Origin of the sequence: Clostridium sp. OM05-5BH, assembly GCF_003481505.1 — a bacterium.
In the GTDB taxonomy this organism is placed as follows: Bacteria; Bacillota; Clostridia; order Lachnospirales; family Lachnospiraceae; genus Otoolea; species Otoolea fessa.
Genome location: NZ_QULJ01000005.1, coordinates 80,869 through 96,542, shown reverse-complemented (window position 1 = coordinate 96,542; position 15,674 = coordinate 80,869). Strand labels below are relative to the sequence as shown.

The window sequence follows — 15,674 nt, the reverse complement described above, 5'->3', positions numbered from 1 at the left end:
AGCATCTCTTTTTATGCAAGGTTATCATTTTATCAACTGTATAAGCACGCAAAAAGCACCAGCCAACTAAGTGACTGATGCTTCTCACATCTGATATCCTTTATTTTTTATAAACTGTATTCCCTTTTGCAATCACTTCAACAAGCTGAAGTTCCTGGTCGAGAATACAAAGATCCGCATCATAGCCTTCTTCAACCTTACCTTTTCCCTTAAGACAAAGAATATCTGCTGGATTCGATGTAATTGTAGAAATTGCTATTTCTAAAGGAATTTCTGTTTTAAATACACATTCCTTTACTTCCTTCAGAAGGCAGCTGGACTGTCCAACGCCCATTCCAAGGAATTTGCCATCACTACTGTACATCGGAAGGCTTCCCTGCCCGTCAGAAGAAATTGTTATGCGGTCAGGATTTACTCCTGCATCTAACATCCGTTTGATACCATTACATACACGTACCTCATCACAGATAGTTTCCCAATAGTCAATATCTTCATTTCCAGTAAAGTCTACTGCTCCGCCTTTCAGTGCATATTCAATCGACTTGCCAAAAAGCATCTCATTTCGATTGATATGTGTTGGCAGTATTTGAGTTGCCGGTATCTCTGTCTCATCGACTACTCGTTCAATCAGATCTAAGCATCTCGGACTATCGCCCAGATGAACATTTACAATGCCAGCTTTCCCGGAAAGAACACCACCAAGCCTTGTATCCGCAATGACACGTGCAAATTCCTCGAAAGTCGGCTGTGAAGAACGATGATCAGAGATCGCGATTTCTCCCGTTCCAATGATTTCCTGAATCATCATAATATCTTTCACAATACTGTCAGTCAACGTGCGGACCGGAATCTGATAACTTCCGGTATAACAGTATGCAGACATTCCCTGCTCATTCAATCCTTTTGTCTTTGCAACCAGTGCACACATATCACGACCGATTCCATCTGTTCCAAGGCAGCCAACAACGGTTGTCACTCCAAACTTCGTAAGTCCTTCCATGGTTGCTTCCGGAGTACGATTGGCGAATCCGCCTTCGCCACCGCCTCCGAGTACATGAACATGACTATCAATGAATCCCGGAGTTAAAAGTAGCCCCTCTCCATTGATCCTTTCTGCCTCAGAAAGAAATCCGTCTGCGGATATAGAACCCGCATCTTTAATCTTAACAATCTTATCATTTATTATAAGTACATCTTTTTTCCCCAGATGCTGTGGAGCATAAACATCAATATTCTGAATTAATTTCATCACAAATCACTCCCACTGAGACAAATTTTCTATTACTCGCCACCAAAAGAGGTGGGAGTCTTCTCGACTGAGATAAAATACATATTTTAGAATCCAATTCCAACTGCAACAAGAACTGTAATGATTGCACCAATCATTAAGACACCAAGGAATTTCCACATGAATTTAATCCAGTTAGACCACTCAATCTTTGCAATTGCAAGAGATCCAATCAAGCATCCGGATGTAGGAACAATCAGGTTTGTAAATGCATCACCAAGCTGGAATGCAACTACAGCTGTCTGACGCGAAACACCTAACAGGTCTGACAGCGGAGCCATGATCGGCATTGTGATGGCAGCCTGTCCTGTTCCGGATACAACGAAGAAGTTAAATACGGACTGGAACAGATACATAAGTACGGCTGCAACTGCTCCGGAAACTCCAGACAATGCATTTGAAATATTATACATAATTGTATTAATAACTGTAGGTGTTGTCGGATCAGAACCACCAAGAACCTGCATGATTCCCTGTGCCATAGCAACGACAAGGGCAGCACCGATCAGGTCTTTTGCTCCATCTTTGAAAGATGTTGCAATATCATTCAGTTTCATATCATTCAGTTTAAAGATAACTCCAAACACACCGGAAACAATTCCCATAATAAAGAACTGTGTTGCAATCTCCGGCATGTAGTATCCCTGAGTCATAACTCCCCAAACTACCCATACTACTGTAACAGCCAGTGTCAGAAGGACTAAAATGTGTCCAAGACCAAATGAATGTCCTTCGTCAATTCCTGTTGTTTCATTCTGCTCACGGAAATATGAATCCGTCTTATATGCGATTGAGATTGTCGGATTCTTTTTAATCTTTGATGCATAGAACATAGTCATTCCACAGCCGAGTGCTGTAAATACGACCCACATTACCATACGGAATCCTGCACCGGAGAATACGTCAATACCTGCAATACCCTGTGCAATGCCTACAGAGAACGGATTCATCCAAGATGAACCGAAACCAATCTGTGTGGCAACATAAGTAACAAGAACTGCGATAACTGAATCATATCCAACTGCTACAAACAACGGACAAAGAATCATAGTAAACGGAAGCGCTTCTTCTCCCATTCCGAAAACTGCTCCACCAAGAGAAAACAGTACGAAAAGTATCGGAATCAGTAGTTTTTCTGCTCCCTTGGCCTTACGGATCAATCCGATCAATCCAGATTCAATCGCACCTGTACGGATCATGATACCAAATGCACCACCTACTACCATAAGGAATGCGATAATCTCGATTGCAGAACTATTTACGATTCCGTTATACATATAGTTGAAGAATCCTGTTCCACCATCTCCGCTAAAGAGTGCTACTCCTTCTGTTACTACATTTCCTGCATCATCTGTCAGATACTGGAAACTTCCGTCCTTGATTACTGTACGGGTTTTCTCAACACCATTGATCATATATGAAATATCCTGTGTTTCGTAAAATCCCTTTGGTACAAGAAATGTCAGAAGTGCTGCGATAACGACTACTAAAAAGATGATAATGTAGGTATCTGGCACTTGGAATCCCTTGTTAAAGGACTTTAGCCCTTTTTCTTCTTTTTTGCTCATTTTTGAGTCTTCCTCCCATTTTTTGATATACCATATTAGTCTACCATAGAATGCTAAAAAGCCAACTAAAAATTTACATGTTTTTTGTCATTTTCCTGTATTTTTATACACCAAAAATGGAATTGGCTCTGGTAATGCAAATCATGACCACTGGCTTAGCCAGTGATTAGACTGCGCCTTCCGGAACCTGCGGAAAGGCCAGATCCTCAATCGTGCCATACTGAAGAGCCGCATTTCTCTCATCCTCTGCCCAAAGTTTGCTTGGATGATTGGAAAAATTGATAAACATAGTAACATCCCCCTCATTTTTATCTCTATCTTATCTTAAATCCTCTTTCTTCTTCACAGGGAATCTCTGTGATCTCCATATCCGTCACGTTGATCCATCTCTGCTGCTGAATCCGAGCTAACATTTCCCGAATGGAAGCTTCGCTTCCCTGCACTTCCATCTCCACTCTTCCGTCCCACAGGTTCTCCACCCAGCCGGCCAGGCCAAGGGACTGGGCGATATAAAAGGAGCGGTAGCGGAAGCCGACGCCCTGGACATCACCTGAAAAAAAGATGTGTTTTCGTACCATAATTTACATCTCCTCCGGATACTGAAATCCCCATTCTTTTCTGAATTCCGTCATCATATCCATCACATCTTTTGTATAATCCAAATGCATGCATTCTGCATCCCCACGGATGGCTTTCTCCATATCCGCCAGCTCATAGGCCAGCGCATCTGCATGCTCACCGGTCTGAATCACTTCCGTTTCTCCGGAATCTGTATAGGTGATTCTCGCTTCCCAGGCTCTCGGATATTCCATGATTTCTATATATCCCTTTTCACAGGATACCATGCCTCTTTTCGGCTGCTTGGAATGCAGCGACAACATGACAGATGCCATCTGGCCTTCCTGATTCATCAGCAGCAATCCTGCCTGTTCATCCACTCCTGTAGGTGCCGGTTTTACCTGAGATAAAAGCTGATCCGGCTTGGAATCCATAAACCACCGAATAAAGGAAAGCGCGTACACCCCGATATCCAGCATGGCACCTCCTGCCAGGTTTTTATTAAAAAAGCGGTTGTTCATATCATATTCTTTGAAGCTTCCAAAATTCATAGTAATCAGATTCACCTTTCCAAGTTTCCCTGACTCAAGAATCTCTTTAAGCTTTTTATAAATCGGCATATGATAAATCGTCATGGCCTCACCTATGACAACACCCTTTTTATCCGCCAGAGCAATTGCCTCATCCAGTTCCCGGCTGTTTAAGGTGATAGATTTTTCGACCAGAATGTGCTTTCCATTCTCAATTGCCCTGCGCATAAAATTAATATGGGTATTATGGGGAGTTGTGATATAGATTACATCAATATCCGGGTCTGTAAACATGTCATTATAATTATCATATACCTTTTTTATCCCATATTTTTCTGCAAATGCAACCGCTTTCTCATGGGTTCTGTTTCCCACCGCATCGATGTTTCGCCCGTTTTTCTTTAAGGCCACGGCCATTTCATTTGCAATCACTCCGGTTCCAAGAACTGCCCATCTGATGTTCTGCATGTATCTCTTACCTTTCTTTATCCAACTAGCACTCCACCGCTACCTTAATCACTCCATCTTTCTTGTTCTCAAAAAGCTCGTATGCGTCTTCGATCCGGCTAAGCGGATAGGTATGAGTAATAAGCGGTTCCGTATCGATCTTGCCCTCTGCAATGAGGCGAAGCGTCTCCTCACAGTCGCATCCATCTACACCGCCGGTTTTAAAGGTAAGATTCTTGCCATACATATCCGGAAGCGGCAGCGTCTGGGCTTCGTCATAGAGCGCTACCACTGTGACGATTGCATTAGGCCTTGCACATTCCCAGGCTAACCGGAAAGTAGAGGGGGCTCCTGCCACCTCAAGGACTACATCGGCTCCGCCATGATCACTGTTTTTCTGAACATATTCCAGACATTCCTCCGGTAAAACGGTGTATACATCCGGATAGTGCTCCTTTATAAAGCGGACGCGGTTTTCATCTTTCTCGCAGACAATAATTCGTTTCGGTTTCTTTAACATTACGCATAGAAGGGTACAAATACCCGTCGGACCGGCACCGATGATCAAAACCGTATCTTCCTCCGTGATCTCAGAGATTCTCGCCGCCCAATAGCCGGTCGCCAGCACATCTCCCACAAACAGTGCCTGCCGGTCCGTCACTCCATCCGGAATCTTATTTAATCCCTGATCTGCAAATGGAACCCGCACATATTCGGCCTGCCCGCCGTCGATACGGCATCCCAGGGCCCAGCCGCCATTCTCGTCCGTACAGTTATTTACATATCCATTTTTACAGAAAAAGCATTCACCACAGAAGGTCTCTACGTTTACAGTGACTCTGTCCCCCGGCTTCACATGGGTCACCGCTGACCCAACTTCTTCCACAATTCCTACCATCTCATGACCGACTGTAATTCCAGGGACCGCCCGCGGCACACTTCCGTGTTTGATATGCAGATCACTGGAACAGATGCTGGCCAGTGTTACCTTTACAATCGCATCCCGTTCGTGCATAAGCACCGGTTTTGGTTTTTCCACTAATTCAAACTTTCCCTTAGAAATATATGTATATGCCTGCATTGCTTAACCCCCTTCTTTCTATTATTCATACTGAATCCTATTATAGGCGAAACCTGGGGTTATTAGCAAGATTTGCCGTAAAAAACATGCTTCTGCTTCATTGAAACATTCCGCGTACATGATGGCTAGTTCCAACTGCTGGCAGGCTCCGGTATCATATGTCATTTTTTCAGAAAAACGTCCAAAGCGAGTTGCCTGCGCAAGGTTCCATTTTTCAAGGATCACCTGCATCTGCTGGTTTGTCCGTTTCAACTCATCCGTAAGAACAGCCAGCTGGCTACGTAATTCTTTTTCCTGCTCCATGCTTTCAAGCAAGAGCTGCAGGATATCTTTTTTATTCAGTTTTGCCAGCTGTTCTTTTGATAACGCAAGTGCCATACGGACGATCAGTTTCCTTCGCTTTTATGGATCCAGTATAACAGAAGAAGCGAAAAAACACAAAAATCAGACCGATATCTTTTCGGTATTTTGACGGTGGAAAACTCCTGCTCCAAAAGCAGTTCTTTCTGTAGAGAATACCTTCCAGGCTGCCTGAAAACAGGTGGATCCGGCTTACTTTTCATGTGGCAGAGAAGACTGTCCACAATTCATGTTAAGCGGATAAAAAACAGAACTTTTTATCCCCATACAGGCTTTCGAATCAAACAGAAAACTTCTCTGTTTTGTACAAAAGTCACACTGGATGTTTTGGATCGATCTTATGGACAGATGGATCTATGGAGTATCCGCTCATGAGCAGATGATACTGCTCCGAAGTGATGTTCCGGGCTTCCGCTTCCGATCGGGGCCATTGAAAAGTTCCCACCTCCAGCCGCTTATAAATAAGCAGGAAGCCGTCTTCCTCCCAGGCCAGCCCTTTGATCTTCCGGTTACTGGAACCACAGAAGAATTTGAGCGTTAACATTTCATTTGGATCAGCTGTTACAGACCTCTGCACAGGGAACTGCTTTGGCTGCGTTACTTCAACAAAGCCGCTTTCTACAAGCAGGGCCTCTTTCACTTTGCGGAGCCAGTAATAATAAGAGTCTCATGAAAGCTGATGCTGTGCACAATAATCTTTGACAGACAGACCAGATTCGTTGCGCTCCTGAATAATAGCAGCCCAGTTTTTTACACGGATCTGTGCTGTGGCAAGTTTGGTGTTCATAATTAACCTCCTAGTGTGAAAAATGGGAAAAGTGTATTGTACAACTTTTCCAACATTATCTCAAACTTGGAGGTGTAGTTCTAGAGATGTGTGGTTTACCATTTACGGTCGAAATGTTCCAAGACAAACTCAAACCAGATAAATAAGCACGACAAAAGCCCTTAGCTATGAGTTTTATACCCACAGCTAAGGGCTTTTTAGATAAATATGGATTTATTTGTTGCACAACCACCTGTCATCATTCTCTAACCCTAAAACCACTGGATTACAAGAATAATGGTTCTCATGCAACCGTTATCAAATTGTTATCAAAAGACTTTTAAAAGTGCTGCAAACCCGCATAAACGCTGGATTTACTAAACATTTTTGTTTATTCAAACTCTTCTTTGCCAAGTTGTTATGAGGTGTTTTTCGTTGGTTTTGATGGTAGAAAGCAGGGAGTTTTGTCTGATTTCTACCTGTTGCGTGGATCTTCGAGAGATTATATTGTCATTTTGTTGTCACTCATAAGTTATGCGCCTATAATCCCTCAAGACATGGAGATTGGCTCTTAACTCCTTTTTCTAAGTTCTATCATATACTCACTCAATTTTAATGGCAATTGACTTTGGTTACTTCTAAATCTATTATAATCTATATACTCAACATTTACATCACCATACTTCTCCATCAATTTCACCAAAGTTTCCAATGGAAATAATCCATCTTCGCTATAGCTAACTATAAAATTATTGCAATTCATTTCACTAATAACCTTTTCAAAAGATTGCAATCCCTTTGTTTTTGTACAAAATTTCGAATGCTGATCCCACCAATCTCTCAAACCACTTTTCCCTTGTGCCTCTGGATAATCTCCCCGTGCGATAGTCTCAAGAATATGATAATTTGCCGCATATTGGCGTTTAATATATGGTGGGTCTATATAACACAAATCAGCAGTAATTTCTTGTGCAATGTCTTCTGCAAAGCCTTGTATTACCCTATTATTCTGAATATTCCCTTCGCTAAATCGAACTGGCAATAAAACAAGCGGTTCCAACGCATTTTTCTTCAATTCTGCCAAATAATAACCATATGTACCAGATATGTTAGCAACAGTATTAACAGCCATAATCAATGAATGCTTTAAAACAGCTTCCTCTTGCTCTGACAAGCAATTTGATGCAATCCATTTATTGATTGTTTCTCTAATTGCATCAATTTTGCACGCATTTTCACTTGAAAAATATTTTCGACTGGCTGTTCCATTCGCAGGAGTCCCACCTGGTGAAAACTCTCTAAAAAAATAACCTTCAACAGGTTCTAAATTATTCAAATAGTCTAATACTGCCTGATATTTGCTGACATGATGCGATGGTATATCCACTTCTTCAAATCTAGGTTCTCTGTCCATCATTATCTGAGTAATCAAATGCCATTTTGTATATGTCATCATATCAGATGCAATTACAGAATAACCTCTTTTTCTGTATTCAGCAGACACCAACCCTGTACCAGCCATTAGATCTACTACTACCCCTGTCTTCCCTATCATTCTTTCTGTACTATCCATAATGAATGGTAGCAATTTCGTCTTATTTCCTATATATCTGTACATTTTTCAAATTCTTCCTTGCTAAATTTCATATTATTTATGGCTGATAAATCAGGTAATTTATTAATCTCATCCATAACCATCATAATTTCTTCATCTACCAAACCATAAAGTTCAAATATCTTTTTTTCAAGTTTCAAATCCACATCCCTATCATAGCTAATTAGTAGTCTTTGTGCAAGTTGACATATTTGACTTGATAATCTAGACTTGATATATTTTTTTAATGGCAATGAAAATATAATTTTTTTAGTCAAATATGGATGTGATTTCCACTCATTTTCTCCATATTTTTTCAAATAGTAATAATAAATTATCCTAGAATTCAAGAGTGCTAAGTAATATTCCATAGGTTCATCCACTTCTCTATCTATATATTGGCAAGAATATACGGTTTGACTAATATATGTACTTTCATTATCAAGAAAAGCATTAATTCCCAAACCTGTTTTCCGAATAAGTATTTTGGGCGGCGTATACAACATTTTACCTTTATAATTTATCCCTTGAATACCTAATTTTAAATATCTATGCCCACTCATCATATATCTATGCAAATTTTCTCCCACATAAATTTTCCTCATACCCTCTTTTTTTCTTTCCGATATTACTTTAACAATCTTACTATCTGCAAAATCAATTATTTTGCTACAATTAGTACAAACCTTTTTTTTAGTATTCTCTTGAGATTTTGTATATCCTTGCGCAAAATTACACTCTTTACATATCACTGCATTACCTGATTTTGAAATTTCGACCCCTCTTCCAAAGCTAAATTTTGTATTCCAATTTATCTTATCCTGTTCAAGTTTTGTAATAAGATTTTCTTCCACCTCATACAAATCAATATCAAAGAGACACTCTTCCGTTTCAGAAAATCTACTCTGTTTCACTTCATGAACACTTGTTAGATAACAATCCATTAGATTAATTTCATTATTTAAAAATTTTTTTCTTTCTTTAGTACCAAGTCTAAAACATTTTGTTCGAGTATCATCTGTTGGTAATTCATTTCCTACTATTATAACAGTCGTAGCACGATTTACGTTTGGAAATATTTTTTCCCCTAACCTTGCAATAACAAAAATATGAGTTTTTTCACACAACAATTTTCTTAGTCTTATTGCATCATCAGAAAAAATAGAATCTGGCAAAATAAAAGCAGCTTTTCCACTCATCTTTAATATTTTAAGGCTTTGCTCTATAAAAAGGAAATAGTTATCATATTGTCCATCAGCCAATATAAATCCTTCTCTTGATAAAACTTCTTTTTTATATAATCGTTCACTACTCCATGGCGGATTAGCAATAACACAATCAACTTGTCCAATCTTCTTCAGCCAAAAATCGAGTGTACTATTTTCCCCTGACTGAATCAAAAAATCTCCATAAAAATAATTAATATCTTCTCCATTGTTAATTATATTTACATTGATAATATCTTCATCTATGTCAATCCCTATGTATCTGTTCGTGCCCGTACTTTTTTCTTTCATTGCCAAAAGCAGTGCACTTTCTCCACATGCGGGATCTAAGATAGTCATTTTATCGTCTCGTTCTATTCCATATTCTCCGTATAATAACTCAGCTGTAAATTCAGCCAGTTTGTCAGGAGTATACACAACTCCATATTTTTTCTTATCTACCATTTAAACTAGCCTCCTCAGCAATTTTTTTTATTTTTTTTAAGTATTCAAACTCTACAGAACTATTTTTTAAAGCTCTAACCACTTCAATAATTTCTTTATGTTCCAAAACATATTCTGTTACATCTGCCGGAATACTATTACGCTCTTTAGCTGCTAGATCGAAAAAAAGTTCTCTTTCACCTTCACGAAACTCTAATTTATCAGCCAATGCTAACAAAACCGTTTCCTTTGGTGCCATTCTTGCCCCTTTTTCTATATCTAGTAAATACACATAGGAAATCCCAACTTCTTTTACAAGTTGAGAAGCATTTTGTCTACTACGTATTATATGTAATAATTCACCAAAACTTTTCATATAAAACTCCCAGATATAAATATTTAGCTTATAGCTAAGTACAGTTTACAAGGGACTACACAGGGTAGGTATCTGACGGGAGGGGTACCACCCGTCAGATTTTCCATGTGATATTCAAGCTGTCGCTTGTGGCAGCTATGGTGGTAATCATCAAATCCACCACCCGCCGCTTGTCGTCAAAGGATACATTCTCCCAAGTGTCGAGGTAGCCGGAAATCTGGCTGACCTGTTCCGGGCTAATGGCTTCCACCGTCAGTTCCGCTATCCTCGCCAGAAGTTCCTGCTTGCGCCCGTCCAGTTCCGCTATCTTCACATTCACATAGGAGAGCAGGACATTGTTTGCACCCGTCAGACTGTCCACCAGCTTTTCAATCTCGCTGTCCACATGGGCAAGCTCCACTTGCAGTGCTGCAATTTTTGGGTTTGCCTTTGCCGCTTTCTTTCTGCCTGTCAGCGTCTTGTAGCTTGCCAGTTTCTTTACCATCTGCTGATAAACAACCGCTTCTAGTTCCGAAGTAATGATTTTCCCGCACCCTACACAGCTTTTATTATCCAGCCGTTTTGTGCAGCGGAGATACTGTTTGCCGGAGGGATTGTAGATACTCATAAGGGCATACCCGCAGTTCCCGCACTTGATTTTTCCCGCCAGCCATGTATGGGTGGCTTTCCGGGCAGACTGGATTTTCATGTTGTTCATCAGCTTCTTGCGGCAGGTCAGCCAGATGTCGGAGGGGACAATGCCCTCATGGGGAGCCAGCACCAGCATTTGGTCTTTCAAGTCGTTCTTCTTGCTGGGCTTCACATCCCGCCCTTGATACAGATAGCAGCCGTTCATACCCGTAAAATCGGCAGCGTCATTGACAATGACTGTCCCTTGACTTTTGAAAAACTCGTACACATCAAGGTCTGCCTGCACATAGACAGGATTGCGTAACATCTGCGCCAGCGTGGGGCGTATCAGCTCTTTACCGTTGAATAAAATCCCCTGTTCGGCAAAGTACCGGGTAATGTCCCCGTAGGAGGTTGTGGGCAGGGCGTACATCTCAAACATCAGCCGGATATTTGCCGCTTCGTCTGGATTTACCACCAGCTTTTTTGTATTGATACCGTCCATCTTAATCGGCTCTGTATGGAAGCCGTAAGGGGCTTTCCCGCCCATCTTGAAGCCTCGCTGGCTGCGGGAATAGTAAGCGTCCGTTACCCGCTTCTGTATGGTTTCCCTTTCAAGCTGAGCGAACACGATACAGATATTCAACATCGCCCGCCCCATCGGGGTGGAGGTATCAAACTTTTCCGTAGAGGACACAAACTCTACATTGTACTGCTGGAACAGCTCCATCATGTTTGCGAAGTCAAGAATGGAACGGCTGATACGGTCGAGTTTGTAAACCACGACTTTTGCAATCAAGCCCCGCTTGATGTCCCGCACCAGTTCTTGAAACTTCGGACGGTCTGTGTTCTTGCCGCTGTACCCTTTGTCTGTGTATTCCTTGCAGTTACCGCCTTTCAACTCGTATTTGCAAAATTCAATCTGGCTTTCAATGGAAATGCTGTCCTTTTTGTCCACCGATTGCCTTGCATAGATTGCGTCTATTCTGTTGTTCATATTGTCGCTCCTTTTCTTAAAAAAGAAACGGAGCTGCTGACAGCTTTATTATACCGCCAGCAGCCCCGCAAATCAACGATGGCTTCGGAAAACCTTATGCCCCGGCTTCCTCACTCTGCCGTTTGTCGGCATACTTGCGGAACACCTCATAAAGCTGCTGTTCCAGCTCCCGGCGTTTTGCCGCTTCCTGCTCCGGCGTGAACACCGGGGAGAGATTTTCCAGCGTGATTTCCTTTCCCTGAAAAGTCACGACTTCGGTTTCTTTCTTGTATCTGATATGCTCCATAGTACCTCCATATTTAATTTTCAAAGTGCAGTGCCGCCATGCTGCGGCGTGAAATGTTTTCTGTCATCAATCACCGTTCCCTTGTGTGCCGCTGCTGCCGTTTCAGCTCTGCCAGCACCTCCGGCGGGATACGGTCTACCAGCCGCTGAATGTCTTTCAGCTCGCTTTCCAGCTTTGCCCGTTCCATCGTATCTTTCATCTTGCCTTTTTCACTGGCTTTGGCTCTGGCTTCCAACTGTTCATTTTCTGCTAAAAGGTCGTTTATTGTGACCTTATATTTTTTGAGCTGACCGGAGAAATTCTCCATCTGCGGAAACCATTTTTTCAGCAGGGAGAGGGCTTCCTCTTTTTTCTTTCCGGCATTGAACGGGGTAATACCGTCCAGCGTGGCTTCAATGGCTCTTGCCTGTTTGGAGAGATTGACCGCCTGCTTGAACAGACGGGTGGGGATATGCTTCCTGCCTGTCTTGCTGGCACTTTCCCCACGCTCCAAGTCGGGATATTTCTCCACCATATAAGCGTGAAAATCGTCCTGCCATTTTGTGAGGTTGGCTCTGTTCCCGATAATCTCCTTTGCACACAGGCGGTTGTCCTCTGTCAGAGGGACAAAGACCAAATGCAGGTGGGGCGTTTTCTCGTCCATGTGTACCACCGCCGACACGATATTTTCTTTCCCTACCCGCCCGATTAAGAAATCAGCCGCCCTCTGGAAAAATTCCTGTATCTCCTTTGGGGACTTCTTCTTGAAAAACTCCGGGCTGGCGGTAATCAGCGTATCCACAAACCGGGTACTATCCTTACGGGTGCGGCAACCAGCTTGTTCAATACGGCTTTTAATGAAGTGGTAGTACCTGCCCTCCGGCTTAACAATGTGGAAGTTGTACTTGCTCCGGCTGGTGTCAATGTCGGGATTGCTGGCGTACTGTTCCTTTTGCCGTTCGTGATGGGCTTCCAGTGGTCTTGCCGGATTGCCCTTGTGCTTTTCAAATCGCAAAATTGCGTGTTGTGCCATGAAACTCCTTTCCCCGTTCCGTTCCTTTCCGGGACTTTTCCACAGGAAAATCCCGCAGAAAATATCTCGGATAGGATAGGAATGGATAAGATATAAATAAAATCGTTTTAATCTCTGTATTTCTATATACCGTCCGGTTTTCGTACTTCAAGAGGATTGATTATCGTACTTGTGGAGTGCGGTTTTCAGTCCTCCGGCGTTCCATAACCGGATTTCTTGAAGTCGGTGTTTGGAACCGCTTCGTAGGATTTTGGGTAAATGCGGTTGGGTTTTCCACAGCCCTGCTTCTGGATTTCCACCAGTCCGGCATATTGCAGTTCCCGCAGGGTGTTGACCGCCTTCTGCCGTCCGCAGTGGAGCAGCTCCACTACTTCGTTGATGGGATAGTAGAGGTAAATCCGCCCATATTCATCTGCCCAGCCGTTTTTCCGGGACAGGTCTGTCCGGCGCAGGATAAAGGCATACAGTACCTTTGCTTCGTTGGACAGGGGTGTGAATGTGGGGGCTTCAAAAAGGAAATTCGGAAGCCGGGTAAAGCTGACCGCCTTTTCCGGCTGATGGATATAAATGGTGTTTGTCATATCGTGTTTTGTGGACGGTTAGAAGCCCGTTTTCGGAGGCAGACGGTAGTTTCTATTGCCTGCCCCTGTTGTATGCTTGCAAAGCCTTGTAAATCAAGGACTTTTCAGCCCCTAACTGTCCACACAAGACCTCCTTTTCCGTTCACTTTCTGTTTTCTGCCGCCTGTGAACTCTGGCGGCACAGTCGGGACAGTATTTCGCCCGGTTGGACTTTGGGACGAACACTCTGCCGCAGACCGCACAGCGTTTTAGCTCCTTATCCCGGAAAATCTCCGCTTTCAGCGTCCCGATTTGCGGCAAGACCGACCAGCGGAACCACTTACAGCAGACCGAGAAAGAAATGGTTTGGGGGCAAGTGTGGGTGTCCCCATCGTCAAGGAGCATACAGTTCCCGTCCTCATAACAGCAGCACTCCCGACGGATCAGAGCGTTCGCCTGTTTCCTCTGTGCCGGTGTCATGCGGTAAAGGGAACCGTCCGGCTTGCGCTCTATTGGCGGCAGTCGTTTATATGGGTTCTCTCTCATGTGTTCCCTCCATTTTTCCTTTGCCGTTCTCCCTGAAAAGGCTTCCTGCCCCATTCCTGCGGCGTGTTTCGGCGTTGGCACGCTCCCCGGACTTCGGGACATTTTGTCCCGAAGTGGCTCGTTGCGGTGCTTCCCCTGCCGGGGTATTCCTTTTCGGACGGTCATTCTGTTTTCAAGGTGCAGCTCATCGATGAACTACCCTAAGTCTACACCTAAAAGACCGCCCGCCCCGTATATCCATAAGGTCGGAAATCAGCCCGGAAAACTCTCTATTTCCACGCTCTCGGAATTGTGGTAAAATGGAAGAAACAAAACAGTAAATCGAAATTGTACTACGGTGACAACATGAAAAAATTGGAAATATCTTTTACAGATACAAGCGAAAAAGTTGTGATTGACGAAACTTCATTGATTATAGCTCTTAGTAACAAAACCACACCCGATGGCTTAACCGAGAGTTTTATATTAGATTTTGATGAGGACTTGCCAGATAAATTATTGAAACATCCTTTGATGTTTTACATCTATGATGATTTGCCTATCTTAAAATTATATAGGAGCGTATATATTTCCTCTTATCAATGGATAACTTAGAGCAATGTAACTACCAAGCAGACAAGGAGGGAGAGCATGGAACTGTCCATACAAGAACGATTGAAAGACCTGCGTGTGGAGCGTGGGCTGACGCTGGAGCAACTTGAAGAACAAGTAAATCTCTCCAAGTCTGCGCTGGGCAGCTATGAAGCAAAAGACTTCAAGGACATTAGCCACTATGCCATTATCAAGCTGGCGAAGTTTTACGGCGTGACCGCCGATTACCTGCTGGGGCTGTCCCAAACAAGAAATCACCCAAACGCTGATCTTGCAGACCTGCGTTTGAGTGATGATATGATTGTGCTCTTGAAAAGTGGGCTGGTGGATAATTCCCTCTTGTGTGAACTGGCAGTACACCCGGATTTCCCCCGGCTGATGGCTGACCTCGAAATCTATGTAAACGGTATCGCAGGAAAACAGGTACAGAGTGCAAACACCATTGTGGACGCTGTAAGCGCGACCATTATGAAGCAGCACAATCCCGGCTTGACCGACCCGCAGTTAAGACAGCTTATCGCCGCCCATATTGATGACGACAGCTTTTGCCGCTATGTGATACAGCAGGACATAAACAAGATAGCTCTTGACCTGCGGGAAGCACATAAGGACGATTTTTTCAGCGTCCCGGAGGATAACCCACTGGAAGATTTCTTGCAGACCGTTGACGAAGCTGCCAACCCAGACAGCGACCCAGAGCAAGCGGCTTTGGCGTTTATCTGTAAGCGGCTCAAATTGAATTTAAAGAAGCTGTCCGAAGAAGAAAAGAAGTGGCTGAAAAAGATTGCGCAGAAGTCAGACTTGCTGAAAAATCCAAACCCACAGCGGGGAAAAAAGTAAAATAAGTACGGAAAAG

General features: G+C 43.1%; 17 protein-coding genes. 2 read left to right on the top strand and 15 right to left on the bottom strand.

Annotated elements, in window-relative coordinates; translation table 11 throughout:
• Positions 1-100 precede the first annotated feature (100 nt).
• The 15 genes from iadA to DXB70_RS08090 form a co-directional block, all read right to left on the bottom strand.
• On the bottom strand, positions 101-1,249 hold the full coding sequence (gene iadA / locus DXB70_RS08170; protein WP_107000542.1) for a beta-aspartyl-peptidase: 1,149 nt from the start codon (positions 1,247-1,249) through the stop codon (positions 101-103).
• Positions 1,250-1,335: 86 nt separating this feature from the next.
• On the bottom strand, positions 1,336-2,856 hold the full coding sequence (yfcC, locus tag DXB70_RS08165; RefSeq protein ID WP_118468203.1) for a putative basic amino acid antiporter YfcC: 1,521 nt from the start codon (positions 2,854-2,856) through the stop codon (positions 1,336-1,338).
• A gap of 166 nt (positions 2,857-3,022) precedes the next feature.
• A complete protein-coding gene (locus tag DXB70_RS14555; protein WP_267895299.1) occupies positions 3,023-3,145 on the bottom strand; it encodes a hypothetical protein in 123 nt (40 codons plus the stop codon).
• A gap of 25 nt (positions 3,146-3,170) precedes the next feature.
• Positions 3,171-3,434, bottom strand: a complete 264-nt coding sequence (locus tag DXB70_RS08160; RefSeq protein ID WP_182432158.1) for an acylphosphatase — start codon at positions 3,432-3,434, stop codon at positions 3,171-3,173.
• Between the two features lie 3 nt (positions 3,435-3,437).
• Complete coding sequence (locus DXB70_RS08155; RefSeq protein WP_118673110.1) at positions 3,438-4,412, bottom strand: Gfo/Idh/MocA family oxidoreductase; 975 nt, start codon at positions 4,410-4,412, stop codon at positions 3,438-3,440.
• A 25-nt stretch (positions 4,413-4,437) separates the two neighbouring features.
• Entirely contained in the window at positions 4,438-5,472 is a 1,035-nt protein-coding gene (locus tag DXB70_RS08150) for an alcohol dehydrogenase (protein ID WP_118673109.1), read from the bottom strand.
• 21 nt (positions 5,473-5,493) lie between these two features.
• On the bottom strand, positions 5,494-5,850 hold the full coding sequence (locus tag DXB70_RS08145; RefSeq protein ID WP_118673108.1) for a hypothetical protein: 357 nt from the start codon (positions 5,848-5,850) through the stop codon (positions 5,494-5,496).
• A gap of 1,319 nt (positions 5,851-7,169) precedes the next feature.
• Complete coding sequence (locus DXB70_RS08135) at positions 7,170-8,216, bottom strand: DNA adenine methylase (protein WP_118673107.1); 1,047 nt, start codon at positions 8,214-8,216, stop codon at positions 7,170-7,172.
• Positions 8,201-9,862, bottom strand: a complete 1,662-nt coding sequence (locus tag DXB70_RS08130) for an N-6 DNA methylase (RefSeq protein WP_118673106.1) — start codon at positions 9,860-9,862, stop codon at positions 8,201-8,203. Before DXB70_RS08130 ends, DXB70_RS08135 begins: the two co-directional genes overlap by 16 nt.
• Positions 9,852-10,217, bottom strand: a complete 366-nt coding sequence (locus DXB70_RS08125) for a helix-turn-helix transcriptional regulator (RefSeq protein WP_118673105.1) — start codon at positions 10,215-10,217, stop codon at positions 9,852-9,854. Before DXB70_RS08125 ends, DXB70_RS08130 begins: the two co-directional genes overlap by 11 nt.
• A gap of 94 nt (positions 10,218-10,311) precedes the next feature.
• Positions 10,312-11,823: a recombinase family protein gene (locus tag DXB70_RS08115; protein WP_118673104.1), complete on the bottom strand. Its 1,512-nt coding sequence runs from the start codon at positions 11,821-11,823 to the stop codon at positions 10,312-10,314.
• A 94-nt stretch (positions 11,824-11,917) separates the two neighbouring features.
• A complete protein-coding gene (locus tag DXB70_RS08110) occupies positions 11,918-12,109 on the bottom strand; it encodes a hypothetical protein (protein ID WP_002566025.1) in 192 nt (63 codons plus the stop codon).
• 70 nt (positions 12,110-12,179) lie between these two features.
• Entirely contained in the window at positions 12,180-13,121 is a 942-nt protein-coding gene (gene mobV / locus DXB70_RS08105) for a MobV family relaxase (protein WP_118673103.1), read from the bottom strand.
• A 185-nt stretch (positions 13,122-13,306) separates the two neighbouring features.
• Positions 13,307-13,702, bottom strand: coding sequence for a replication initiator protein A (locus DXB70_RS08095; RefSeq protein ID WP_007889413.1), 396 nt, complete (start codon positions 13,700-13,702; stop codon positions 13,307-13,309).
• A gap of 111 nt (positions 13,703-13,813) precedes the next feature.
• Positions 13,814-14,227 (bottom strand): cysteine-rich VLP domain-containing protein, encoded by a 414-nt coding sequence (locus DXB70_RS08090; protein WP_118673101.1) that lies wholly within the window; start codon positions 14,225-14,227, stop codon positions 13,814-13,816.
• Between the two features lie 345 nt (positions 14,228-14,572).
• On the opposite strand from DXB70_RS08090, the gene DXB70_RS08085 reads away from it, so the two are divergent.
• Together DXB70_RS08085 and DXB70_RS08080 are read left to right on the top strand one after the other, a co-directional pair.
• Entirely contained in the window at positions 14,573-14,821 is a 249-nt protein-coding gene (locus DXB70_RS08085) for a hypothetical protein (protein ID WP_118673149.1), read from the top strand.
• 36 nt (positions 14,822-14,857) lie between these two features.
• Positions 14,858-15,658 (top strand): helix-turn-helix transcriptional regulator, encoded by an 801-nt coding sequence (locus DXB70_RS08080; protein ID WP_118673100.1) that lies wholly within the window; start codon positions 14,858-14,860, stop codon positions 15,656-15,658.
• The last annotated feature ends 16 nt before the right edge of the window (positions 15,659-15,674 follow it).